Annotated in this window: 26 protein-coding genes; 11 read left to right on the forward strand and 15 right to left on the reverse strand. The window is 69.6% G+C overall.

Features of this window, described 5'->3' with window-relative positions; all coding sequences use genetic code 11:
- Nucleotides 1-158: 158 nt before the first annotated feature.
- Nucleotides 159-623, forward strand: a complete 465-nt coding sequence (locus tag DP939_RS26975; RefSeq protein WP_225878523.1) for a GtrA family protein — start codon at nt 159-161, stop codon at nt 621-623.
- Nucleotides 624-635: 12 nt separating this feature from the next.
- On the opposite strand, the gene DP939_RS26980 is transcribed toward DP939_RS26975, so the two are convergent.
- The 3 genes from DP939_RS26980 to DP939_RS26990 all read right to left on the reverse strand — a co-directional run bounded on the left by DP939_RS26980 (nt 636) and on the right by DP939_RS26990 (nt 3,642).
- Nucleotides 636-1,955 (reverse strand): ATP-binding protein, encoded by a 1,320-nt coding sequence (locus DP939_RS26980; RefSeq protein WP_113983569.1) that lies wholly within the window; start codon nt 1,953-1,955, stop codon nt 636-638.
- A gap of 3 nt (nt 1,956-1,958) precedes the next feature.
- Nucleotides 1,959-2,627 carry a response regulator transcription factor gene (locus tag DP939_RS26985; protein WP_012888073.1) on the reverse strand — a complete coding sequence of 223 codons (669 nt, stop codon included), beginning with the start codon at nt 2,625-2,627 and terminating at the stop codon, nt 1,959-1,961.
- A 268-nt stretch (nt 2,628-2,895) separates the two neighbouring features.
- Nucleotides 2,896-3,642 (reverse strand): GNAT family N-acetyltransferase, encoded by a 747-nt coding sequence (locus DP939_RS26990; RefSeq protein ID WP_147268156.1) that lies wholly within the window; start codon nt 3,640-3,642, stop codon nt 2,896-2,898.
- Nucleotides 3,643-3,738: 96 nt separating this feature from the next.
- Here DP939_RS26990 and DP939_RS26995 point away from each other — a divergent pair, with 96 nt between their 5' ends.
- The gene (locus DP939_RS26995; protein ID WP_158578701.1) at nt 3,739-4,164 is read left to right on the forward strand and encodes a Clp protease N-terminal domain-containing protein; all 426 of its coding nucleotides are present in this window, start codon (nt 3,739-3,741) and stop codon (nt 4,162-4,164) included.
- A 37-nt stretch (nt 4,165-4,201) separates the two neighbouring features.
- Here the strand turns inward: DP939_RS26995 and bfr are convergent, their stop codons facing one another.
- The 6 genes from bfr to DP939_RS27025 form a co-directional block, all read right to left on the reverse strand.
- Nucleotides 4,202-4,690, reverse strand: coding sequence for a bacterioferritin (gene bfr, locus DP939_RS27000; protein ID WP_113983572.1), 489 nt, complete (start codon nt 4,688-4,690; stop codon nt 4,202-4,204).
- A gap of 16 nt (nt 4,691-4,706) precedes the next feature.
- Complete coding sequence (locus tag DP939_RS27005) at nt 4,707-4,886, reverse strand: (2Fe-2S)-binding protein (RefSeq protein ID WP_111167446.1); 180 nt, start codon at nt 4,884-4,886, stop codon at nt 4,707-4,709.
- 101 nt (nt 4,887-4,987) lie between these two features.
- Nucleotides 4,988-5,593 (reverse strand): MBL fold metallo-hydrolase, encoded by a 606-nt coding sequence (locus DP939_RS27010; RefSeq protein WP_113983573.1) that lies wholly within the window; start codon nt 5,591-5,593, stop codon nt 4,988-4,990.
- On the reverse strand, nt 5,590-6,675 hold the full coding sequence (locus DP939_RS27015) for an S-(hydroxymethyl)mycothiol dehydrogenase (protein WP_113983574.1): 1,086 nt from the start codon (nt 6,673-6,675) through the stop codon (nt 5,590-5,592). Before DP939_RS27015 ends, DP939_RS27010 begins: the two co-directional genes overlap by 4 nt.
- Before the next feature lie 73 nt (nt 6,676-6,748).
- Nucleotides 6,749-7,261: a PH domain-containing protein gene (locus DP939_RS27020; protein WP_113983575.1), complete on the reverse strand. Its 513-nt coding sequence runs from the start codon at nt 7,259-7,261 to the stop codon at nt 6,749-6,751.
- Nucleotides 7,262-7,317: 56 nt separating this feature from the next.
- Nucleotides 7,318-8,151 carry a biotin--[acetyl-CoA-carboxylase] ligase gene (locus tag DP939_RS27025; RefSeq protein WP_113983576.1) on the reverse strand — a complete coding sequence of 278 codons (834 nt, stop codon included), beginning with the start codon at nt 8,149-8,151 and terminating at the stop codon, nt 7,318-7,320.
- A 37-nt stretch (nt 8,152-8,188) separates the two neighbouring features.
- Here DP939_RS27025 and DP939_RS27030 point away from each other — a divergent pair, with 37 nt between their 5' ends.
- Complete coding sequence (locus DP939_RS27030; protein ID WP_113983577.1) at nt 8,189-10,405, forward strand: FdhF/YdeP family oxidoreductase; 2,217 nt, start codon at nt 8,189-8,191, stop codon at nt 10,403-10,405.
- Complete coding sequence (gene fdhD / locus DP939_RS27035) at nt 10,402-11,244, forward strand: formate dehydrogenase accessory sulfurtransferase FdhD (protein WP_113983578.1); 843 nt, start codon at nt 10,402-10,404, stop codon at nt 11,242-11,244. Before DP939_RS27030 ends, fdhD begins: the two co-directional genes overlap by 4 nt.
- Here the strand turns inward: fdhD and DP939_RS27040 are convergent, their stop codons facing one another.
- The 3 genes from DP939_RS27040 to DP939_RS27050 form a co-directional block, all read right to left on the reverse strand.
- A complete protein-coding gene (locus DP939_RS27040) occupies nt 11,245-13,881 on the reverse strand; it encodes a phosphoenolpyruvate carboxylase (protein WP_113983579.1) in 2,637 nt (878 codons plus the stop codon).
- Between the two features lie 70 nt (nt 13,882-13,951).
- Nucleotides 13,952-15,574: a hypothetical protein gene (locus DP939_RS27045; RefSeq protein WP_113983580.1), complete on the reverse strand. Its 1,623-nt coding sequence runs from the start codon at nt 15,572-15,574 to the stop codon at nt 13,952-13,954.
- The gene (locus DP939_RS27050; protein ID WP_113983581.1) at nt 15,550-16,320 is read right to left on the reverse strand and encodes an ABC transporter ATP-binding protein; all 771 of its coding nucleotides are present in this window, start codon (nt 16,318-16,320) and stop codon (nt 15,550-15,552) included. The genes DP939_RS27045 and DP939_RS27050 overlap by 25 nt, the downstream gene beginning before the upstream one ends.
- 134 nt (nt 16,321-16,454) lie before the next feature.
- Between DP939_RS27050 and DP939_RS27055 the strand changes: the two genes are divergently transcribed.
- Nucleotides 16,455-16,799: a DUF6247 family protein gene (locus DP939_RS27055; RefSeq protein ID WP_113983582.1), complete on the forward strand. Its 345-nt coding sequence runs from the start codon at nt 16,455-16,457 to the stop codon at nt 16,797-16,799.
- Nucleotides 16,800-16,817: 18 nt separating this feature from the next.
- Entirely contained in the window at nt 16,818-17,066 is a 249-nt protein-coding gene (locus DP939_RS27060; RefSeq protein ID WP_113983583.1) for a hypothetical protein, read from the forward strand.
- A 245-nt stretch (nt 17,067-17,311) separates the two neighbouring features.
- Here DP939_RS27060 and DP939_RS27065 read toward each other — a convergent pair whose 3' ends face one another.
- Complete coding sequence (locus DP939_RS27065) at nt 17,312-17,776, reverse strand: SRPBCC family protein (protein ID WP_113983584.1); 465 nt, start codon at nt 17,774-17,776, stop codon at nt 17,312-17,314.
- Between the two features lie 120 nt (nt 17,777-17,896).
- On the opposite strand from DP939_RS27065, the gene DP939_RS27070 reads away from it, so the two are divergent.
- A complete protein-coding gene (locus DP939_RS27070; RefSeq protein WP_147268157.1) occupies nt 17,897-18,496 on the forward strand; it encodes an RICIN domain-containing protein in 600 nt (199 codons plus the stop codon).
- A gap of 111 nt (nt 18,497-18,607) precedes the next feature.
- Here DP939_RS27070 and DP939_RS27075 read toward each other — a convergent pair whose 3' ends face one another.
- Both DP939_RS27075 and DP939_RS27080 read right to left on the reverse strand, forming a co-directional pair.
- Nucleotides 18,608-18,838: a DUF397 domain-containing protein gene (locus DP939_RS27075; RefSeq protein WP_113983586.1), complete on the reverse strand. Its 231-nt coding sequence runs from the start codon at nt 18,836-18,838 to the stop codon at nt 18,608-18,610.
- Nucleotides 18,820-19,671: a helix-turn-helix domain-containing protein gene (locus DP939_RS27080; protein WP_113983587.1), complete on the reverse strand. Its 852-nt coding sequence runs from the start codon at nt 19,669-19,671 to the stop codon at nt 18,820-18,822. Before DP939_RS27080 ends, DP939_RS27075 begins: the two co-directional genes overlap by 19 nt.
- Before the next feature lie 226 nt (nt 19,672-19,897).
- Between DP939_RS27080 and DP939_RS27085 the strand changes: the two genes are divergently transcribed.
- The 4 genes from DP939_RS27085 to DP939_RS27100 all read left to right on the forward strand — a co-directional run bounded on the left by DP939_RS27085 (nt 19,898) and on the right by DP939_RS27100 (nt 23,710).
- Nucleotides 19,898-20,377, forward strand: coding sequence for an ATP-binding protein (locus DP939_RS27085; protein ID WP_113983588.1), 480 nt, complete (start codon nt 19,898-19,900; stop codon nt 20,375-20,377).
- Nucleotides 20,378-20,572: 195 nt separating this feature from the next.
- Entirely contained in the window at nt 20,573-20,707 is a 135-nt protein-coding gene (locus DP939_RS48840; protein WP_263972350.1) for a hypothetical protein, read from the forward strand.
- Nucleotides 20,708-20,844: 137 nt separating this feature from the next.
- Nucleotides 20,845-21,225 carry a hypothetical protein gene (locus DP939_RS27095; protein ID WP_147268158.1) on the forward strand — a complete coding sequence of 127 codons (381 nt, stop codon included), beginning with the start codon at nt 20,845-20,847 and terminating at the stop codon, nt 21,223-21,225.
- A gap of 97 nt (nt 21,226-21,322) precedes the next feature.
- A complete protein-coding gene (locus tag DP939_RS27100) occupies nt 21,323-23,710 on the forward strand; it encodes a hypothetical protein (protein ID WP_147268159.1) in 2,388 nt (795 codons plus the stop codon).
- The last annotated feature ends 190 nt before the right edge of the window (nt 23,711-23,900 follow it).

Consider the following 23,900-nt stretch of genomic DNA (forward strand, 5'->3'; position numbering starts at 1 on the left):
ATCAGTCAAAGCCTGATATTTCCATCCTGGCAGAACGGTGCAACCGTGGTGCCTTCCAGTAACAGGCGTACACAGGCGACCACTCCCCCGGTAGCCTGATGAACAGAGACCAGCCGGCCGGTTCCCGGGCGGCGAACCGAAAGGACCGTACCGAAGCCGTGCAGCTTCTCACTCGCGTCTACCAGCGCATCGCGGCCCTGGTGCATGAGCTGGCCAAGTTCGGCACGATCGGCGCCATCGCGTTCGTCATCGACTACGGCGGCTCCAACCTGCTGCGTTTCGGTCTGGACCTCGGCCCGCTGGTCTCCAAGGCCATCCCCACCGTCCTGGCCGCCACCTTCGCCTACCTCGGCAACCGCTTCTGGACCTGGCGGGACCGCCAGCAGAGCGGGCTGGCCCGCGAGTACGTGCTGTTCTTCGCCCTCAACGGGGTCGGCCTGCTGATCTCGATGCTGGTGATCGGCTTCGTGACCTACACGCTCGGCCTGGAAGACATACTGAGCTACAACATCGCGCTGATCATCGGCACCGCCCTGGGCACGCTGTTCCGGTTCTGGTCCTACAAGAAGTGGGTCTTCCTGGAGTCGGCCGAGACCAAGCCCGAGTACACCGAGGCCCGCTGACGTCGCGCGGGTTCACGCGGGCCCGCTCACCGCGCGGTTGCGGCCGTCGCCGTTCTCGCCCGGCTCCGCCGCCTCCCCCAGCTCCTCCTCCTGGCCCACCGGCAGCAGGAACACCCCGAACACCGCCGGACGTGGCCGCAGCAGTTCCAGCCGCCCGCCGTCCGCCGCCGCCAGGGCGCGGGCCAGGGTGAGCCCGAGCCCGGTGCCCCCGCCGCCGCTCACGTGCCGCTCGAACACCCGCGAGGCCAGGTCGTCGGCGATCCCCGGCCCCTGGTCGCCCACCTCGATCACGATCGACTTCTCGGTGCTGCTGGTGGTGACGATGACGGGGCCGCCGCCGTGCTCCAGGGAGTTCTCCAGCAGCGAGGCCACCACCTGGCCGAGCGCGCCCGGGGTGGCCATCGCCCGCAGGCCGCGGTCGCCGTCCAGCATGAGCTTCCTGCCGGACCTGCGAAACGCCGGCTCCCACTCGGTGACCTGCTGGACCAGGATCGGGTCGATGGCGATCGGCGCGGCCTGGGAGTGCCGCTGCCTGCGGGCCGCGGTGAGCAGTTCGTTGATCACGGCGGTCAGCCGTTCGGCCTGCACGATGGCCGCCTCGCCCTCCTCGCGTACCACCTCGGGCTCGTCCGCGGCGGCGACGATCTCCTCCAGCCGCATGGTGAGGCCGGTGAGCGGGGTGCGGAGCTGGTGGGACGCCTCGGTGGCGAACTCCCGCTCCCGGCTCAGCAGGTCGGAGATGCGCGTGGCGCTGCGGTCGAGCACCTGGGCGACCCGGTCGAGTTCCTGGATGCCGTAACGGTGCTTGCTCGGGCGCGCGTCGCCCGAGCCCAGCTTCTCGGCGATCATGGCGAGGTCGCGCAGCGGCAGCGTGAGCCGGCGGGACTGCACGATCGCCAGCCCCACCGCGACGGCCAGCGCCGCCACCGCGAGCGCCACGATCAGCAGCAGCCGCGCCCGGACGTCCTGTTCGACCTGGCCGCGGTCACGGCTGACCTGCACCCACACCCCGCTCTCCGAGTGGGCGTCGGCGGTCATCTTGCTGCCCGCGGGCGGCTCGGTCCCGACGATCGTGGCCCTCGGGGGGTTGCCGCCCTCGTACACCTGGATGTAGCGGTCAGGGTAGTTGCGCGCGACCTGCTCGGCGTCGATGGGTTCGTCCTGGATGCGGGCGTACTCGACCTCGCCCAGCAGCCGCCGCGCGTCGGACTGGAGCTCCTGTCCGGCCTCGTCCACGATCAACCGGCTCACCACGACGCCGAGCGGCACGCCCAGCAGGAGTACCGCGATGACCGCGACGACCAGGGTGGAGGACAGTAGTCGTCGGCGCATCGCCTACTCGCGCTCGAACCGGAACCCGACCCCCCGGACCGTCGTGATGTACCGCGGCTTGGCGGCGTCGTCACCCAGTTTGCGGCGCAGCCACGAGATGTGCATGTCGAGGGTCTTGGTGGAACCCCACCAGTTGGTGTCCCACACCTCGCGCATGATCTGCTCGCGGGTGACCACCTTGCCGGCGTCCCTGACCAGCACCCGCAGCAGGTCGAACTCCTTGGTGGTCAGATGCAGCTCCTTGTCGCCCATCCAGGCGCGGCGGGAGTCGGCGTCGATCCGCACGCCTTGCACCACCGGCGTCTCGGAGGTGCCGCGGCGCAGCAGCGCCCGCACCCGTGCCAGCAGCTCGGCGAGCCGGAACGGCTTGGTGACGTAATCGTCGGCTCCGGCGTCCAGCCCGACTACCGTGTCCACCTCATCGACTCGCGCGGTGAGAATGAGCACGGGCGTGCCGTGCCCTTCCGCGCGAATCCGGCGGGCGACTTCCAGGCCGTCCATCTCCGGAAGGCCCAAATCCAAAACGATCAGGTCGATGCCCCCCGACAAAGCCCTTTCCAGGGCCTGCGGGCCGTCGGGGCTCACCTCCACCTGATAGCCCTCGCGGCGCAGTGCGCGCGCGAGCGGCTCGGAGATCGAGGTGTCGTCCTCGGCGAGAAGTACGCAGGTCATGAAGCGATCGTAGGACCTTAGAGGATCGTTTCCCGCATGCAGCGCACGGTTTGACTTGTCATTGACCTATCCATTGACCTGGGCAAACATTGATAAATGACGGTTTGTCATCTTGCATCGCCCGTCGTTTCGCGCGTCCGCCCGGCCGACGCGGCATAACCCTTCCCCCAAAGCCGCCCATCCAAAATTCCATCGGAATCGCTAATGCATGTCAGATCCCAATTCAGCGGGCGTGTCTCCGCTTATCCCCCGAATCACCCCGTACACGTCAGGGGAGCGAGATGAACAGCGCCTCCCCGGCGCGGCGGTAGCCGACCCTGGCGTACACGCGGGCGGCCGCATCGTCGGCGGGGGTGAGGAACGGCGTGGTGATCCCGGCGTCGGCCCCGGCGCGGGTCAGCAGCGCGGTGATCGCCCCGGCGATGCCGCGCCGCCGGTGCGAGGGCAGCACCGCGATGCCCGCGACCTCGGCCACCCCTTCGTGCGGGCCGCCGAGTTGCCCGGCCCCCACCACGTCGCCGCCGTCCGTGTCCACGGCGGTGGCCACGAGCCCGCCACTGGCGAGGACGCCCCGCAGCCGCGCCACGTCGTGCTCGCCCGCCTCGGGGGCGTCGAAGGCCGCGTTCATCACCCGGGCGGCGGCCCAGAGGCCCGCGTCGCCGGTCACCAGGGAGACCCGTACGGCGGCGTCCACAGGCGCGTCCACCACCCCGCCCGGCGGGCACACCAGCAGCGGGTAGCGGCCCTCCACGGTGAACCCGGCCGCGAGCAGCGCCGCCTCGACCTGCGGCGCGGCCTGCGGCACGTACTCCAGCCGCGGCATCCTGCCCCGCTCCCGGAACTCCGCCACCAGCGCCGCCACCTCGTCCGCCGTGGGGGCCACGCCGTCATCGGGGATCGCGTAGTTGAACGGCGGGGCGTCGTCGTGCTCGTCGAACCGGATCACGAACGGCCCGGCCCGCCGCGCCCGCTCGCCGGCCACCGACCTGAGATAGGCGTGCACACCGGCGCTCACCACGTGAGGTCCCCCCGTTTAGATCATGTTTCAGGCACGCCAAAGGTAACATTGGCGCACATCGGCGGCTCTGACTGGAGTGTCCATATGATCCGCATGAGGCGAACCGTGCTGCGCCGGTCGCTGGATCGGCTGCTCACCGACCGGGCCGGGAAGGTCCTCGCGCTGGCCGGGCGGCAGGCGGCGGCCCGCGAGCAGGACGTCACCCCGGAAGACCTGCTGCTCGCCATCGCCGGCCTCGATCAGGGCGTGGCGGTGCTCTCGCTGGAGCGGCTGGGCATCCGCCCGCGCGACATCCAGCGGTCGTTCCGCTCCGATGACGGGCCCGGCGGCCGGACGGCGGACGTGCTGCGGCTGGCCCGGGTTTCGGCCTTCGAGCTCGGTCACCGGTACATCGGGACGGAGCACATCCTGCTCGGCATCATCCGGGAGGGACGGGGGGCCGCCGCCCGTGCGCTCGCGGGCCTCGGGGCCGGTCTGCCGGCCGCCCGCGACGCGGTCAAGGCGACGCTGCTCGCCTGACGTGACGCGCGCCCCCGTCCGTGGGTGAGCCGGTGGCTCAGTCGTCCCCGGCGGAGGGCGGCTCGGCGAAGCGGGCCAGGTACAGCTGCTCACCGAGGGTCTCGATGAGGGCCAGCTCGGTTTCGAGGTAGTCGATGTGCCGCTCCTCGTCTTCGAGGATGTCCTCGAAGATCCGGGCCGAGGTGATGTCGCCCTTCTCGCGCATCAGCGTGATGGCCGGACGCAACCGGCCCACGACGCCGACCTCCAGCTCAAGGTCGGCGCGCAGTTGCTCCGGTACGTTCTGGCCGACCTGGATCGTGCCCAGGCGCTGGTAGTTGGGCAGCCCTTCAAGGAAGAGGATGCGGTCGGTCAGCCGTTCGGCGTGCCGCATCTCGTCGATGGATTCGGCTCGGGTGTAGTCGGCGAGCTTGGTATAGCCCCAGTTCTGCTGCATCTTGGCATGCAGGAAGTACTGGTTGATGGCGGTCAGCTCTGACGTCAGTTGCTCGTTCAGCAGCTCGATGATCTGCTTGTCGCCCTGCATCGGCAGGCCCCTTGCGCTATACGGTCGGTACCAATTCCTCAGACCGTTTCAGGATCGCACAGATCCTTCGCACACAGGAGGCACAGTCGCCGCCCGCGCCGGTGGTGTCGCGGATCTCGCGGGCGGACTTGGCGCCCGCCGCGATGCAGTCATGGACCTCGTTCTCCGTGACCGCACGGCAGACGCAGACGTACATGGCTGGGCAAGGGCCCTTTCAAGTGAGATCATTTCTTAGGTAAGGCACACCTAAGATAACTCACTTCGGTAAGGCTTGCCTATGTGCTTTGGGCCACAGTCTCATGAAGCCGTTATCGCAGGTCCTTCCGCCTCGATCGTCGTCGATTCGCCGTGGCCGGTACGCACGACGGTGTCACCGGGCAGGCTCAGCAGCCGGGTCCTGATCGACTCGATGATGGTGTCGTAGGAGGAGTAGGACCGGCCCGTCGCGCCCGGCCCGCCGGAGAACAGCGTGTCGCCGGTGAAGACCGTCCGCTCCTCCGGCGCGTGCAGGCACACCGCCCCCGGCGAGTGCCCGGGGGTGTGCAGCACCTCCAGCCTGATCCCGCCGACGGTCAGCGTCTCGCCGTCGGCGAGCGGCGCGTACGGCAGGGCGTCGCCGTACTCCATCCGCCACAGGACGTCGTCGGCCGGGTGCAGCCGGACGGTCGCCCCGGTGGCCTCCACCAGCCCGCGGGCGGCGTTGATGTGGTCGTTGTGCGCGTGCGTGCACACCACGGCCTTGATCCGCCGGTCGCCGACCGCCGCCAGGATGGCGGGCGCGTCGTGGGCGGCGTCGATGACGACGACCTCCTCGGCCGAGCCGACGATCCAGACGTTGTTGTCGACCTCCCAGGTGCCGCCGTCGAGGGCGAAGACGCCGGAGGTGACCACCTTCTCGATCACAGGACCACCACCGAGCGCAGGACCTCGCCCCGGCCCATCCGGGCGAACGCCTCCTCGACGTCGCCCAGCCCGATGGTCTCGGACACGAACTTGTCGAGGTCGAGCCGCCCCTGGAGGTAGAGGTCGATCAGCATCGGGAAGTCACGGGAGGGCAGGCAGTCGCCGTACCACGAGGACTTGAGCGCGCCGCCCCGCCCGAACACGTCGAGCAGCGGCAGCTCCAGCGTCATCTCCGGGGTGGGCACGCCCACCAGCACCACGGTGCCGGCCAGGTCGCGGGCGTAGAACGCCTGCTTGTAGGTCTCCGGACGGCCGACGGCCTCGATCACGACGTCGGCCCCGTGGCCCCCGGTCAGCTCGCGGATCGCCTCCACCGGGTCGGTGGCGCGGGAGTTGACGGTGTGGGTGGCCCCGAACCCGCGGGCCCATTCGAGCTTGCGGTCATCGACGTCCACCGCGATGATCGTGCGCGCCCCGGCCAGGGACGAGCCCATGATCGCCGCGTCGCCGACGCCGCCACAGCCGATCACGGCCACGCTGTCCCCGCGGGTGACGCCCCCGGTGTTGATGGCCGCGCCGAGCCCGGCCATCACGCCGCAGCCGAGCAGCCCGGCCACCGTGGGGCTCGCCGCCCGGTCCACCTTCGTGCACTGGCCCGCCGCCACCAGCGTCTTCTCCACGAACGCGCCGATGCCGAGGGCCGGGCTCAGCTCCGTGCCGTCGGCCAGGGTCATCTTCTGCCGGGCGTTGTGGGTGTTGAAGCAGTACCACGGACGGCCGCGCAGGCAGGCCCGGCACTCGCCGCACACCGCCCGCCAGTTGAGGATGACGTAGTCGCCGGGGGCGACCGTGGTGACTCCCTCGCCGACCGCCTCGACCGTGCCCGCCGCCTCGTGGCCGAGCAGGAAGGGGAACTCGTCGTTGATGCCGCCCTCCCGGTAGTGCAGGTCGGTGTGGCAGACGCCGCACGCCTGCACGTTGACGACCACTTCGCCCGGACCGGGGTCGGGCACCAGCACGGTCGCGAGCGAGACCGGTTCGCCCTTGGCTCGCGCGATCACGCCCTGGACTTCATACGACATCGTGCACCCCTCACATCTCTGCGGCTCACCGTCAAATGATCATTACTACCGCGCCGCGGTCAAGTGCCCATTGTCACTTGGCGTCCACCTCGCCGTCCGAGGCGTCCTCCACGGCGCGGAAGAGCTGCGAGCGCACCTCCTGGATGCTCGGAATGTCGCGCAGCGCGATCTGGCCCCGCTCCCCCGCCGACTCCACGGTGAGCGTGCCGCAGCCGAGCAGCCGCTCCACCAGGGACTGGTCGGAGCTGACCGTGTTGACCTTGGCCATCGGGATCTCGTCGGTGGACTTGTTGAGCACGCCGGTGCTGATCGTGAAGCGGTGGGTGGTCAGCACGTAGGCGGTGTTCTTCCACCGCAGGTACGGGACGAACGACCAGACGGTGAGCAGGATGACCGCGATCACCGCGATGGCGATCCGGGTGTACGCGGCGTAGGCGAAGTCGGCGGGGACGAAGAAGATCCCCGCGCCCGAGGCGACCGCGATGATGACGAGGGCGAGGAACGGAACGACCAGCCGCTTCCAGTGCGGGTGGAAGGAGCTGATCCGCAGCTCGCCCTCGGTGAGATGGTGATCTGGCAGGCCCATGCCGGAAATCGTGGCACGTCCGGGCGGTGTCCGCCACGCGCCTCTCCAGGCGGGATTCAGGCCACGCCCGGACGTACGTGGACGACGTCGCCCGCGCTCAGCGCGTGCTCCCTGCCGCCGGAGAAGACGATCAGGCAGCCGGTGTCGTCCAGGCCGGTGGCGGTGCCGGTCAGCGGCGCGCCGCTGGGCAGCTCGACGCGGACCTCGCTGCCGATGGTGGCCGAGGCGGCCAGGTAGGCGGCGCGCAGCCCGCTGCGGTCGGGGTCGCCGCCCACGGCGTCCCACTCGCGGTAGCGGGTCTCCAGCTCGCGCAGCACCGCCCGCAGCAGCGGGTCACGGTCGAGGCAGGCGGCCTGCTCCACGGCCAGCGACGTGGCGGTCTCGACCGGCAGCTCCGCGGCGTTGAGGCTGACGTTGAGCCCGATCCCGACGATGATCGAGGTCTCCACCCGCTCGGCCAGCACCCCGGCCAGCTTGCGCTCGCCGATCAGCAGGTCGTTGGGCCACTTCAGGCGTACGTCCACCTCCGCGAGGCGGCCCACGGCGGTGGCCGCGGCGAGGCCGGTGAGCAGCGGCAGCCAGCCCTGCCTGGGCGGCGGCACGGTGGGCCGCAGGATGACGGAGAACATCAGGGACGAGCGCGGCGGCGCGGACCAGGTACGGCCCAGCCGCCCGCGGCCCGCCGACTGCAGCTCGGCGACCAGCACCGCGCCCTCCTGGCCCCCCCGCGCCCCGGCGCGCACGGCGGCGGCCAGGTCGGCGTTGGTGGAGCCGGTCTCCTCCACGACGGTGACGCCGCTCCAGAGCCCGCCGGGCCGCACGAGCGCGCGGTTCAGGGCCTCCTGGGACAGCGGAGGACGGTCCAGATCGGTGTACGGCGATTCAGCCACTCTGTAATCATGCCCGCTTCAGGGCCAATATGGGTCCATGAAGAAACGTCTCGATCCGCGTAACTGGGCCAGCGTGAAGCCGTTCGGCATCGGCGAGCGCAAGCCCAACAACTACCTGGAGCTGGTGAAGGCGTTCCAGTCGGTCAAGGGGAACCGGCGGTACGCGTGGCGAATCTTGACCCAGGGCACCTGCGACGGGTGCGCGCTCGGCACGCGCGGGATGCGGGATTGGTCGATGGACGAGATCCATCTGTGCAACATCCGGCTGCGGCTGCTCAAGCTGAACACCATGCCGGCGCTGGACGTGTCGCTGCTTTCGGACGTGTCCGCCCTGGCGGGCAGGCGGAGCGCGGAGCTGCGCGACCTGGGCCGCCTGCCGTACCCGATGCTGCGGCGCTCGGGCGAGCCCGGTTTCCGCCGGATCGGCTGGGACGAGGCGCTGACGCTCGCGGCGGACGGTGTGCGCGACGCGCGGTTCGGGACGTACCTGACCAGCCGGGGCGTGCCCAACGAGAACTACTTCGCGGCCCAGAAGGCGGTCCGCGCGATGGGCTCGCCGAACATCGACAACGCGGCGCGGATCTGTCACTCCCCCTCCACGGTCGCGCTCAAGGAGACCATCGGCGCGGCGGCCACGACCTGCTCCTACACCGACTGGATCGGCTCGGACCTGATCGTGTTCATCGGCGCGAACCCGGCCAACAACCAGCCGGTGGCGATGAAGTACCTGTACCACGCCAAGCGGGCCGGGACCGAGATCGCGATGGTCAACGCCTACCGCGAGCCCGGAATGGAACGTTACTGGGTGCCCTCCAACGCCGAGTCCGCGGTGTTCGGCACCAAGATCACCGACCACTTCTACGGCGTCCACATCGGCGGTGACGCCGCCTTCCTGAACGGCGTGCTCAAGCACATGGTCGAGCAGGACTGGCTGGACCAGGCGTTCATCGACGCGCACACCACCGGGTTCGAGCAGGCCGGGAAAGCGGTCGAGGAGATGTCCTGGGAGGATCTTGAGGCCCAGTCCGGCGCGTCCCGCAAGAGCATGTTCGACCTGGCCAGGCGGCTGGGCCAGGCGCGTTCGGCGGTGCTGGTCTGGTCGATGGGCATCACCCAGCACGCGCACGGCGAGGACAACGTGCGGGCCATCGTGAACCTCGCGCTGGCCAGGGGGTTCGTCGGGCGCGACCACTGCGGGCTGATGCCGATCCGCGGGCACAGCGGCGTGCAGGGCGGGGCCGAGATGGGCGCGTACGCGACCGGGCTCCCCGGCGGGCTGCCGGTCACCCCGGACAACGCCGCGAAGTTCGCCGAGCTGTGGGGCTTCCCGGTGCCGGACGCCCCCGGCCTGACCGCCACCGACATGATCGACGCGGCGCACGCGGGCGAGCTGGACGCCCTGGTCTCCTCCGGCGGCAACTTCCTTGAGGTGCTGCCCGACCCCGCGCACTGCCGGGAGGCCCTGGCCCGGCTGAAGCTGCGGGTGCACATCGACATCGTGCTGTCCTCGCAGATGCTGGTCCCGGCCGACGACGGCGACGTGCTGCTGCTGCCCGCGCAGACCCGCTATGAGATGGTCGGCGGGGTGACCGAGACCTCCACCGAGCGGCGGATCATCTTCTCCCCCGAGATCGAGGGGCCGCGCATCGGCGAGGCGTGGCCGGAGTGGAAGATCTTCACCGAGCTGGCCGCCCGCGTCCGGCCGGAGTACGCCGACCGGGTCACCTACACCGGCACACCGCAGATCCGCGCCGACATCGAGCGGGCGGTGCCGTTCTACGCGGGCATCGCGGGCCTGTCGCGGTTCGGGGACAACGTGCAGTACGGCGGGCGGCACCTGTGCCCCGACGGGAAGTTCGCGACCCCTGACGAGCGCGCGAGGTTCTCCGCGGTGCCGCTGCCCGCGCTCACCCGCGCCGACGGGTCGTTCATGGTCGCCACCCGGCGCGGCAAGCAGTTCAACAGCATGGTCCACGAGCGCAGCGACGGCTTCAACGGCGCGACCAGGGAGGCCGTGCTGATGAGCCCGTACGACGCCGACCGGCTCGGGCTGCCCGACGGCACCGCGATCGAGCTGCGCGGGCCTGGCGACCGTACGTTCCGGGGGGTGGTGCTGCGCGCTCCGCTCACCCCCGGCAACCTGCAGATCCACTGGCCGGAGGGCAATGTGCTGCTGGACGAGGCGCGACGATCTCCCGACGCCCGCATCCCCGACTACAACGCCATGGTCACCGTGTCCAGGCCGGCGCCGTGAGCGTCCGCAAGGGGCCGACCACGCGCACCCGGCTGCGCGAGGTCAGCGGCGAGCGGGTCCGCGACCGGCGGGACGACCTGGTCACCGAGGAGCCGCTGGAGATCCGCGTCCAGGCGGGCGGCGCCCGCCGGACGCTGGCGATCACCATGCGGACCCCCGGGGCGGACTTCGAGCTGGCCGCCGGGTTCCTGCACGGGGAGGGGGTGGCCGGTCCCGGGGACATCGCGGCCATCGGCTACTGCACGGACGAGGACGTGCCGGATGAGGCCCGGTACAACACGGTGACGGTACGGCTGGAGGCGGCGGAACTGCCGGACCTGCCCTCCCTTGACCGGCATTTCATGACATCGAGCGCGTGCGGGGTGTGCGGCACGGCGTCCATCGACGCGCTGCGCTCGCGCAGCATGCCGTACCTGGCGGCGAGCGACGGCCCGCGCATCGCGCCCTCCGTCCTGTACGGCCTGCCCGGCAAGCTGCGCGAGGCGCAGAGCGTGTTCGGCAAGACCGGCGGCCTGCACGCCTGCGGCCTGTTCACCCCGGACGGCACGCCGCTCGCCACCCGCGAGGACGTCGGGCGGCACAACGCGCTGGACAAGCTGGTCGGCTGGGCCGTGCTCGGCGGCCGGGTCCCGCTGCGCGATCACGTACTGCTGGTCAGCGGGCGGACCAGCTACGAGATCGTGCAGAAGGCGGTGGCCGCCGGGATCTCGGTGGTGTGCGGGGTGTCCGCGCCGTCCTCCCTGGCCGTGGAGCTGGCCAGGGAGTTCGGCATCACGCTCGCCGGGTTCCTGCGCGGCGAGCGGTTCAACGTGTACGCGTGCCCGGAGCGGGTCCTATGATCAGCCGGTGTTCTGGAGGCCCGCGGCCACGCCGTTGACCGACAGCAGCAGGAGCGTGGACAGCTTCTCCCGCTCCTGCTCCGGCAGCGTGTCGCCGCCGGCCCGCAGCGCGGCCAGCGCGCGGAGCTGGAGGTGGGACAGCGCGTCGACGTACGGGTCGCGGAGCTGCACGGCCCGCGAGAGCACCCGCCTGCTCTCCAGCAGGCGGGTGTGCCCGGTGACCATCAGCACCAGGCGGCGGGTCAGGTCGTACTCGCCGAGCACCTGGTCGGTGTAGTCGTCCCGGCCACCGAGCGCGAGGTAGCGCTCGGCGATGGCCCGGTCGGTCTTGGCCAGCGACATCTCCACGTTGTCCAGGAGCGAGGCGAACAGCGGCCACTCCTGGTAGGCGGCCCGCAGCTCGTCGATCCCGGACTCGGCCATCACGGCGTCAAGGCCGCTGCCCAGGCCGTACCAGCCGGGCAGGTTGACCCGGGTCTGCGCCCAGGCGAACACCCACGGGATGGCCCGCAGGTCATCGAGCGAGCGCGGCGCGCCCAGCCCGCGCCGGGCGGGACGCGAGCCCAGCCGCAGCGCGCCGATCTCCTCCAGCGGGCTGACCAGCGCGAACCACTCCGGGAACCCCGGTGATTCGGTCAATGCCCGGTAGGACCGCTCGGAGGCGGAGGCGACCCGCTCGGCCAGCCCGCGGAACCGGTCGGCCGCCGCCGCGGTACGCCGCTCCACCGCGTCTGTGGAGGCCAGCAGCACGGCGTGGGTGACCTGCTCGGTGTGGCGGCGGGCGATGGCGGCGTGGCCGTACCGGGCGAAGATGACCTCGCCCTGCTCGGTGACCTTGAACCGGCCGCCCACCGACCCGGGGGCCTGGGCGAGCACCGCGCGGTTGGCCGGGCCGCCGCCGCGCCCGAGGGCGCCGCCGCGACCGTGGAAGAGCGTCAGTCGAACGTCGTTGTCGCGGGCCCAGGCGGCCAGCGCCTCCTGCGCCTGGTACAGCCGCAGGGTGGCGGCGGCGGGCCCCAGTTCCTTGGCCGAGTCGGAGTAGCCGAGCATGACCTCCAGCCGCCGCCCGGTGGCGGCCAGCCGCTCGCGTACGGCGGGCAGCTCCAGCATCCCCGACAGCACGGCGGGCGCGTTGGCGAGGTCTTCGCCGGACTCGAACAGCGGCACCACGTCGAGCACCGGCGCGCGCTCGCCGAGCGCGTGCCCGGCCAGCTCGTACACGGCGGCGACGTCGTCGGCGCTGCGGGTGAACGACACCACGTAGCGGGAACAGGCCGTGACCCCGAACCGCTCCTGGATCCACGCGATGACCCGGATGGTGGCCAGTACGTCCTCGGTGCGCTCGGAGACCTCGCCGGCGGCGATCTCGGCGAGCGCGGTGGCGTGGACCTGGGAGTGCTGGCGGACCTCCAGCTCGGCCAGATGAAAACCGAACGTCTCCACCTGCCAGATCAGGTGTTGCAGCTCGCCGTACGCCTGCCGGGCCGCGCCGCCCTCGGCCAGCGACTCCTGGCACACGCGCAGGTCGGCCAGCAGGTCGGCGGGCGTACGGTAGGCGAGGTCGAGGTCGCGCCTGCGGGTCGCGGCGATCCTGGCGGCCACGAACAGCAGCCACTGGCGGTGCGGCTCGCGCGGGGAGCGGGTGGCCATCTCCGAGACGATGTCGGGGTGGGCGTCCTCGGCGTCGGCGATGGCGGCCCGCAGCCGCGCGGAGGGCGGGGCCAGCTCGGCCGAGACGGTCAGGCCGCGGCCGATGCGGGCGGCGGTGTTCTCCAGCGCGATCAGTACGTGTTCGGCCTGGATCAGCACGGCCTGGCGGGTCACCGACGAGGTGACGTTGGGGTTGCCGTCGCGGTCGCCGCCGATCCAGCTCCCGTAGCGGATGAACGGCCGGGCCAGCGGCGGGCGGGTGCCCGTGCCCGCGCCGAGCGCGGCGTCGAGCGAGCGGTAGACCTGCGGCACGACGCGGAACAGCGTCTCGTCGAAGGCCGCCATCGCGGTGCGGACCTCATCGAGCGGGTCCAGCCGGGTGTGCCGGAGCTGGGCGGTACGCCACAGCAGGTCGATCTCTTCGAGCAGCCGCCTGCGGGCCTCGGCCCGCTCCCCCGCGCCCCTCGCGGGCGCGTTGTACTCGGCGAGCTGCGCGCTGACCCGCTGGATGGCGGTGGCCACCGCGCGCCGCCGCGCCTCCGTCGGGTGCGCGGTCAGCACCGGGTGGAACTCCAGCCCGGACACCAGCTCGGCCGCCCGCTCGGGACCGACCTCGTGCACGGCGGCGGCCAGCGACTCCGGCAGCGGCGCGTCGCCGGTGTCGCGGGCGCGCAGGGTGCGGATGCGGTAGTGCTCTTCGGCGAGGTTGGCGAGGTGGAAGTAGCAGGTGAACGCGCGTGCGATCTGCACGGCCCGATCGACGGGCCAGCGCGCGACCATCGTGGCGATCTCGTCGATCGGCTTCTGCCGCCTGCGGGCGGCGATCACGCCCTTGCGCAGGCGCTCGACGTCGGCGAGCAGGCCGGGACCGCCGTGCTCGGCGATCACCTGCCCGAGCAGTTCGCCGAGCATGCGCACGTCGGCCCGGAGTTCGTCCGGCATCTCGACGACGGCGCTGTGGCGTTCGGCTGATGCGGTGGCGACCATGTCTCGAAGGGTAGCGAGTCGCCGCGCGCGGCCGGAGACCGGTCTCACCAATTGGACTAGACCACTTGTTCTACGTAGGTCGGGACACGGCGGACAGAATCTCCGGGAAACGCGCGTACCCGATGTGCCCGGCCACCCGGCGGCCCGCCCAGGCGATGAGCAGCCCGTACGGCAGCGCGGCCAGGCTCACCCACGGCAGGCCCACCACCACGGGCAGCACGACCGGCAGCGCCACCACACTGGAGACGATCATGGCCAGCAGGGCGGACGCGAACGCCACCCCGCCCTGGCCGGGGGCGGCGCCGGTGAAGGCGTTCAGGCGTTCGGGGGCGGTGTAGGGGTAGACCACGCTGATGACCGCGCCCACGCCGAGCGCGACGGCGAACAGGCCCCAGGCGGTCAGCATGGCGGGCAGCGCCCAGATCGGCGTGCCGGACAGGACGCCGGTCACGATGGACACGAGCGCGATCAGCGGCCCGGCCAGCAGGGCGACCGCGAGGTGGCGTCCGGCGAGGTCGGCGCGCAGCGCCCGGCCGGAGCCGTAGACGACGGCGTTCATCCACAGCGCGCGGCCGTCCAGGGCGAAGGCGTTGGCCGACTGCATGCCCATCACCAGCGCGCCCAGGCAGGCCGGGCCGACGGCGGTGGCGAGTGTGCTGGGGAGTCCGCTGTCCTGGGTCAGGGAGTAGGAGATGACGCCGCTGACCATGATCGCGGCGAGCCAGGCGATCCGGCCTCGCGGGTCCCTGCGGGCGTACTTGAGGTCCTTGGCCACCACGGCGGCCACCGGCCCGTCGGGGAGCAGCCCCGCCACCCCGCGCGACCTGCGCACCTTGGTGCCGCCCGCCTGTGTGGAGGCGTCGGTGGTGACCAGGGCGCGGCGCAGCGCGAGCGTCCACAGCCACCCGACCAGCGCGACCAGTACGGCGAGCACCGCCACCTCGGCCAGGCCCGCCGCGCCGCCGTCGGCGATGGCGTGCGCGGCCATGCCCGAGGGCGTCCAGCGCATCATCGCCGCGACGGTGCCGATCAGCACCTCCGGGTCGGCGGAGAGGCCCTTGTTGAGCATCAGGTTGGGGATCTGGAGGGCCAGTACGACCAGGATCGCCGACACCGCCAGCAGGTCCCGGCCCCGCCTGCTGCGCAGCACCCCGGACAGGCCCGTGGTGATCGCCCGCGAGGTGACCAGGCACAGCGCGAACAGCACCAGCACGGCGACGACGCCGAGCACGGCCCCCTGCGCGGACCTGGCCGCGCCCGCGACCGCCCCCAGCATGACGATCAGGCCGGCCAGCGGCCACGCCCCGGTGGCCGAGGCGGCGAACAGCCCGGCGGTCAGGGGGCCGCTGCGTACGGGGAACAGGGCGAGCTTGGCGGGGTCGAGGGTGTCGTCCACGCCGAACAGCAGGAGCGGCACCACGGCCCAGCTCAGAAAGATGAGGGTGAACGCGATGATGGCGACGTCGCGCGCCATGTCGGGTGTCGCGAAGCGGAGCAGCGACATCATGAAGAACCCGCCGGCGGCGACGATGAGCGCGATGGCGGCGGTGAACGCGAATCCGAGCTGCCTGGCGAGGTCACCGCGCAGGTTGCCGCCGATGAGCCGGAGCTTGAGGCGTACGAACAGCCCTATCGTGGCCTTGGCCGTCAGTCCCCTGGTGGGTTTCGTTACGACCGCGCCGCTCCCAGCCATGAAAGCCCGTCCTCCTCTCCGCCGCCGTTACGCACCCCGACCAGGTCCAGGAACGCCTGGTTCAGCCCGCGCTCCCCGCGTACCTCTGCCAGCGGCCCCTGCGCCACGATCCGGCCCCGGTTCATCACCGACACCCAGTCACAGAGGCGTTCCACCAGATCCATGACGTGGCTGGAGAACACCACGGTCGAGCCGGAGGCCGTGTACCGGCGCAGCACCTCGACGAGGGTGTTCGCGCTCACCGGATCGACGCCCTCGAACGGCTCGTCCAGGAACAGCACGGCCGGATTGTGCAGCAGCGCGGCGGCCAGGCCGATCTTCTTCCGCATGCCGGTCGAGTAGTCCACGACCAGCTTGTCCGCCGCCTCGGTCAGATCCATGACCTTGAGCAGTTCCCCGGCCCGCCGCTCCACCTCGGCCTTGGGAATGCCGCGAAGCTGGCCGTTGTAGGACAACAACTCCCGCCCGGACAACCGCTCGAACAACCGCAACCCCTCGGGCAGCACACCGATACCGGCCTTGACCACCACGGGGTCCTGCCACACATCCACCCCGTCGACCAGAACGACCCCGCCGTCCGGCCGCAACAGCCCCGTGATCATGCTGAGCGTCGTCGTCTTCCCGGCCCCATTGGGCCCGACCAGCCCCGCGAAACTCCCCTTGGGCACCACCAGATCCACCCCACCGACGGCGACCTGTTCCCCGAAACGCTTGAAAAGCCCCTGCGTGCGCACCGAATCGGCCATATGCCCCACTCTGCCAGATCAATCACCCACCATCCCAGGTAAAGCCACCCACCTGACAGGGACCCGCTGAAGTACTCTGGAGCCGTGCCGGACCGCGCCGGTCGGTGGACGGGCCGGTATGGAGAGGAGGCATCATGAGCGCGCAGCCGTACGACTTCCGGCCGACAGGGCTGCTGCCGGAGAAGAGCCTGCGTGCCATCCGTGCCGCTCTTACCGTGCCGCAGGATCTGGAGGCTTTCGACTCGGGCCTGCGCGTCGTGCTGGCCGAAGTACGGGTTCAACTCGACGCGGCTCGCCTGGCCGAGTTCATCGACACCTGGTGGCTGATCGCATGCGACTCGGTCAAGGACCCTCAGGGGCGTAGAGAGATGCACGAGCGGGCCGCCCACGCCACAGCCGCCGCCGCTCGCGGGGAGCCGTTGCCCAGGGGAGACAAGACCTGGGAACAACTCCTTGCCGCACGCGGTGTCCAGCTCTGAACCTCAGACTGGCCATCGATGTACTCCACCGTGCAGCCTGATCCCATCGCTCAGGAGCAGATACTCGCGCTGCCGGACGATGCACTCATTTACTTGTCCGATGCTTTCAAGCTCCTCCAACTCGCGCCGTGGGCCGGAGATCCGTTCGATCCGGCCAACCCCGAAGGCAACCTGCGGACCTTGAAGTTCGGGGGGCGCGGGCTGATGACCTATTTGGTGCTGGAGCCCCAGCGCGAGGTGTACATAACGCGCGTGCAGTGGATCTGACTCTAGGAAGCCCTTCGGGATCATGAACCGATATCTGCTCGTCTATCACCGTCGCGAGGGGCGCGTCCTGAGTGTGCGGGCGTTTCTCGACTCGCATGAGGCGTTGCGGGACCGCTTCGCCGTAGAGCGGGAACACGCCGGCGATCCTCATATCGAGGTCGTGGTGCTCGGCGCTCGCTCACTTGAGGATTTGCGGCGTACGCATGCCCGGTACTTCAAGACCGTGGCAGAGCTGGCGACGGGCGCTATCGCTCGGTGTGAGTGGCGAGGTTGGTGAGGGATGAAGCCAGGCCCTCGGCGTGGGCTTCGGCGGGGATGCCGTCGGGGACGTTCTCGGCGATGATGTCGATGCGGGTGTGGTCGTCGCCGTTGTCGGTGATCGACCAGGTCATGAGCATGGTGCCGGAGTACGTGGGGTCGTCGGAGACGAAGTCGATCGCCTGGACGACCCGCTCACCGGGGACGATGTCCACGAATCGGGCCTCCACGATGTCGGAGTCGGCGGTGGCCTTGCCCGGGGCGTCCGAGGGATCGGCGTAGGTCAGGACCATCCGGTAGGAGCCGCCCGGGCGGGGGTCGAAGCGCTCGAACCTGCCGGTCATTCCGCTCGGTGGCAGCCAGGCGGCAAGTGCGTCGGGATCGATGAGAGCGGCCCAAACGCGCTCAAGCGGGGCGGCGATCAGCTTCGAGGCCCTGTCGGTACGTGGCATCGTGTGACGCTATCACCCGGCGGGCTATTGCGCGGAATTCTGATTTCGCGTGCGGCTATCGAGAAAATAGCGCGCTATAGATCAGCGTCAAGACCTTGCGGCAATTCATCCCGTTTTTGAGTGATGTTCAACTATACGCATGGAATGCATCTGGATCAGCGAGTTGCGGCTATATACGCTCACGGCGACACGACGTTGCCTAGAAAGGCCATACCGGTGACACCAAAGACTCTCAGCAGACTACTCGCCGTCCTCGTTGTCATGCTATCCACGGTATCCCTGACGACCGTCCCGGCGCACGCGGCACCCGGCGGCTGGGTGCACCTTCAGCACTTCGGGCCCACTTCCAATCCGTGCTGCGACGGGCGATACCTTCAAATATGGAAGGTCGGAGCCGGCTTCACCTACGAGTCCAGCTCGCGGCGTTTCCAGTTCATCAACAAGGGCAACGGCTACGAGATCGTTCAGGACGACCCCGTATGGACCTGCCTCGACGGCAACAACTCGGGCGGCGCTTACGGTCACGCCTGCAACAGCGGAAACTACCAGCGGTGGGACGTCATCTCGGCCGGTACTCGTTACAGCTTCGATGCCTCCAGGTATGTCGAGGTGTTCCGCCTCCGCAATCGACAGACCGGCGCATGCCTCGATGGCAACGGCAGAAGAGTCTATTCGGGTGGCTGCAACGGCGGCGACTACCAGCTCTGGGGCGGGTGGTAGGCCGTAACCCGGTGATTGCACGGTAAACGGTGACACCCGGGCGGCTCGACGGTCCCCGACCATCCACCTGCTGGATGCGCAGACCGCCGACCGCCCGGCCCTATTGGAGGACTAGGGCAGCTCGAATTCGCCGTTCTTGGCACCATCCAGGAAGCAGGCCCACTCGTGCGGCGTGAAGACCAGCGGAGCGCGCTCAGGATTCTTACTGTCACGGACGGCGACCACGCCAGCGATGTTCGTGGCGACCTCAACGCATCCGCTGGTCGCCTGGTCGGTAGACATCTTCGCCTTACGCCAAGCGGCATGACTTAGGTCAGCACTGCTCAGATCTGCATGCTCCATTTTTCGATCGCGTCCCTGATCACCTGTTGTGACTGCTTCTTGGGGTATGCGTGCGCCCGTATCGTGTCATAACGCTTCTGATGCTGGGCGACCACTAGGGAGTCAGTGACCACATGCCCGCCTCCCGTGGACTCCATCAGCACGGCACCAGGTCGGCCCGGAACCTCGGCCAGGGTAAAGGTTCCCACAAGGCCAGGGGCACAACCCGCCCACATAGGCACTATTTGTATCGTTATAGCCGGATTATGGGCTATCTCCAGCAGGTAGCGGAGTTGCTCCACGAGCACCGCCGCACCTCCGATCGGGCGATGCAGCACCCCCTCGTCGATCAGATCCCAAACGGCGGGCGGTGGAACCCGGTCGAGGACCGCCTTACGCAGCATCCGTCCGTTGATCTGCTCTTCAATCCGCTCTGCGGCGGGCGGAGCCATAGGCGACGATGTGAAGATCTCCCGGGCGTATGCCTCTGTCTGGAACAGTCCCGGCACGAGAAGCGGTGCCCATGTCCGTAGGACGGTCGCGAACGGTTCGATCTCGTCCGCCCATTTCACCGACCATCGTGGCGACCGCGCCTCCCGCACTATCTGCTCGTAGATCGGGACGAACACGCGCCGTTCGGTCAGCCCGAAGAACTCGTCAAGCCGCTCGGCCTGGTTGCGCTGCGGTGTCCGCTTGCAGTTCTCCAAAGCACTGATCAAGGTCTGATCACACGAGAGCGCCCTCGCCACCTGATCCTGGGTCACGTTCCTCAACTGGCGGTATTTCCGCAGCTCAGCCGCAAAGGCAGCCTGAGCCGACGTGCGCGGGTCGAGGTTCGGCGAGTTGGCTGCCATCCTGCCTCCCAGGACTGGTTAGGTGACTCAGGGCAGAGATACGACAAATTAGTACGTCCGCTTTTGTCATATCTGTCGTTCAGCGTCACCTGGTGTCAAGTAATATCGATCCCCATCGTACGGGAGTACGGGCAATCTGATCGGGCAACGTGCATTTTCTGGCCGACCGCAATTGCACCAAGCCGGACATTGACACAAAAGCCGACATACTAATCCTGGATTGCCCATGCCCAGCCCGACAGAATCCCCGATACTCCGCCACGACGCCCTTACCCTTATCGCTCTCCCCAATTCCATTCATATCGGGCGCACGTACGCGACGGCCGTTCTGCGCGGCTGGGGCCACTTAGACGATGACTTCCTCGCCGACGCCCAACTCGTCGTCTCCGAACTCCTCACCAACGCCGTGGACGCCCTCGGATTCACCGACCCCCGTGTCGTCATCACCGCCCGCGCCGTCGTACGGATCTACCTGTCAGAGCTGAGCGACTGCGTCCTCATCGAGGTATGGGACCCGCACCCCCGCATCCCCCACCCGCGCGGCATGCCGCCCCCCGACGCCCTGCGCGGCCGTGGCCTGGAGATCGTCCGGCACCTCACCCGGGACAGCGGATACAGCGTCCTCCCCGACGGCGCCCACGCAGGCGGAAAGATCGTCTTCGCCACGCTCCCCTTCCCTCAGGAAGAGCCGCCACGCGCCCCCTGACTCCCCGCCAGACGGCAGCCGACGAAAGGAGATCCACAGCTCGATAGCCCCACCTTCCCCTTATCCATAAATATCCACCCACTACACGAAAGAAGGCAAGTGAGCCCCAACCTATACGCCCTTCCCTCCGCCAATGCCACTCTTGTACGGCTCTGCGGCGGGAACAACAATGAGGACGGCGAAGGTGAAGCCTGCATGCTGATCGGCAGGATTCCCGGAACGTCCGACGCCTACCTCATCGCCGACAGTAAGAACCCGGCCGCCTCCCCCCTGCGGTTCACCGAAGCCGAACTGCGGGCCGCCGGTATCGACACCACCGCCGTGCGCTAAGCGGCCTTCCCGACGCCCCCGCTTGTGATAGTTACTGCGGGGGCGTCATCAGCATGAGGAACCCAATGCCAAACGTAGATCACTTCCATGCGTACCAGTGGATCGGCCAGCGCGTCACCCTGGACAAAATGGATGGATTGCGGAGTACCCCCCTCGATCTCGGCAATCCCGAATTCCGCAGCGCGGCCTGCCCGCCGTTCCGTATGTGCGACTACCTGCTCAAAGCCCCCGCCCAGATCCGAAAGACCGCCCACACCGTGGACGAGGCGGTCACCTGGCTCGCCGAACGCTTCGACGAACTCGCCCCCGCGTTCGCCTCCAAGGAGAGCATGGGGCCACTGGCCGACCGCGCATACCTGCTCACCGCCGCCTCCGCCCACCTGGCCGAGGCCGACAGCGTTTGCTGGGGCTTCTGGCTCACAGCAGAGCGCTACAGCACCATCGCCGTCGTCCACTGCCCCGATTTTCATGCTCCCGGCTACAATTGCCCAATTGGCCGGAAGCGACGAAGTTCGTGAAAGCAGAAAACTCGTCAATACGAGTCAGTGAAATAACGGCCCTCCCAGCCCGTGATCCGCCACCATATTGCAGGTGAGCCGACGCTCAGTACACCGGATGACATTCGCGACACTGGCCATCATCGCGCTCATAGCGCTAATGATCATGGTCGCTCGCATAGTCGATCCGAATGCGAAGGCGACTCTTCTCGATCTCGCCGCGTTCATCCCCCCGGTGGTCGGCGCGATGATCGCTCTGGTGGCATGGGCCAGACGTCCCCCCTCCGCCCCCATGGACCTGGACAAGGCCGCCGACGCCCTGGCCGCTCTGGTGGAAAGGCAATGGCGGGCCGAGGCACGGCGTCGTCTGCTCGGCGATCCCGAGCCGATCCCCGTCCATTGGAAGCCTGTGGGCGATCAGCAGGCCATGAGCCCGCCGGATCTGGTGAGCCCCAAGCGTGCCCGCCTCACCGCGCGCAGCGATGACATGCCCGAGCTGGCCCGGTTGTTCCGCAACCTCACCCGGAGACGGCTGATCATCACCGGCGGCCCCGGTACCGGAAAGACCACCCTTGCCGTGCAGTTGCTGCTGCATCTGCTCTCCACCCGCGCCGAGGACAAGGCGTCCGCCGGGCCCGGTGAGACGGTCCCGGTGCCCGTGCTGATCCCCATCAGCGGATGGGACCCCGCCGTTCACCCCCAGTTGCACGACTGGCTCGCCGTACGACTGGCCCAGGACTACCCCGCCCTGACCGCCCCCGAGCACGGGCCGGACGCGCCCGCCGCGCTGGCGCACGGCGGTCACATCCTGGCCGTGCTGGACGGGCTCGACGAGATCGGGCCGGAGGCTCGCACCGAGGTGATCAAGGCGCTCAACGCCTCCCTCGACGGCCGCGACCAGCTCATCGTCACCAGCCGCAGCGCCGAGTTCGGTGATGCCGTCGCGCGGACGGGCCGCCCGCTGACCGGGGCCCTGGTCATCGCCCCCGAGCGGGTGCCCGCGAAGGTCGGCGCGGACTACTTGCGCGACTGCCTGGCAGGAACGCCCTCCGAAGCCTGGTCGCGGGTGCTCACCGCGCTGGACGACCAGCCAGCGCCCGGCCTGGTGGCGATAGCCGCCACCCCGCTGGGCCTGTGGCTGATCCGTGCCGTCTACCTCAATACGGGCGTCGATCCCGCTCCCCTGGCCGGACCGCTCGGTCAGGACCCTGAGGCGTTGCACGCGCATCTGCTCGACCGCCTGATCCCCGCGCTCATCGCCGGACGACCGCCCAGCACCGAACGCGCCGATCATTTCCGCCCCTCCCGCCCGCTCGACCCGGATGCCGTCCGCAAGTACCTCGGATTTCTGGCGAGGCGCTTCGATCCGCAGGCGACCCGCGACATCGTCTGGTGGCGCCTGGCCCGCACGTCGCGGTGGTTCCCGCTCACGGTGGCGCTGGCGACGCTGCTGACCAGCATGGCGCTCAGTGCGGTGAGCTTCGGGGTCTGCGGCGCGATCATGTACGCCGTGGCATCCGGGCCGCATGCCGCCGGTATCGGGATGCGGTCGGGGCTGACGACCGGCACCCCCCTCGGGACGATGCTCGGGCTCGCCTTCGGATCGGCGGCCGGGCTGTCGGCAGTGCCGATGGCAGGCAACAGGGTCCCTGCCGGACGCGCTCGCTCTTTCATACGCAGGGCCGGTCGCGGGTTGCTGCCGGGGGGCGCGTTCGGCGTCCCCTTCGGGCTGTGGGCCGTCAACGCCAGCGGTAGCCCATCCATCGGCGCCCTCTTCGGCCTGACCGGTGGGTTCGCCATCATGGTCGCGGCCGGCGGCGCGTGGGTCGAGCAGGTGCCGGGCTACGCCGGACTGCGCAGACGTGGGCGTCCGGCACCCGGCCCGCTCTGGCACAGGATGCGGCGCGCGATGTCGCGCGGGCTGGCACCCGGTGTGCTCTGTGGGCTGATATTCGGGCTTTCGGGTGGATTCAGGGTCGGCGTGCAATACATACTCGTCGCCGGGATCTGCTTCGGCTTGGCGTTCGGGCCGATGATCGGCCTGATCAGGTGGGTGGAACGGCCGCTCGTGACGGCCCTCGGCACGCCGCTCACCTCTTATCGCGCCGACCGTGCGCTGACCCTGCTGCGCGCGTGCCTGACGGGGCTGCTCTTCGGGCTCGCCATAGGACTCGTGCTCGCACTGTGGCCGGCCTTCCGCCAGACCGCACTGCTCGCGGGCCTCGCCACCGAGGCGCGGGTCGTGATCGGGCTCGTGTTCGGGTTCACCCTCGGCTTCGTCTTCGGGTTCATGTTCGGGCTGGTGGCCGGGAATCATCACGCCTGGCTGGTGCTGACGTACACCGCCGTGCCCTCGGCCCTTCTGCGCAGACTGCCCTGGCGGTTCATGGGGTTTCTGGACGACGCCCATCGGCTGGGGCTGCTGCGGGCCGTCGGTCCGGTTTATCAGTTCCGGCATGCGGCGCTGCACGATCATCTCGCCGGGGCTCGGTACGGCGGGGCGTGACCAGGGCCATCGCCTGATGCACCTCGCGGACGGCCTGGGGCGGGTCGCCGCACTGGAGGTTCGCCAGGGTGGCGGTGGTGACCTTGTCGAGCTCGTCGGGGTATGCGTGGTGGAGGGCCTGGGCGAGTCCGCTCTGGGTGGCCATGTAGCGCTGGAGCAGGCGGGCCTGCGACACCAGCGCAGACCCGGC

It is taken from the genome of Spongiactinospora rosea, from assembly GCF_003315795.1.
Lineage (GTDB): Bacteria > Actinomycetota > Actinomycetes > Streptosporangiales > Streptosporangiaceae > Spongiactinospora > Spongiactinospora rosea.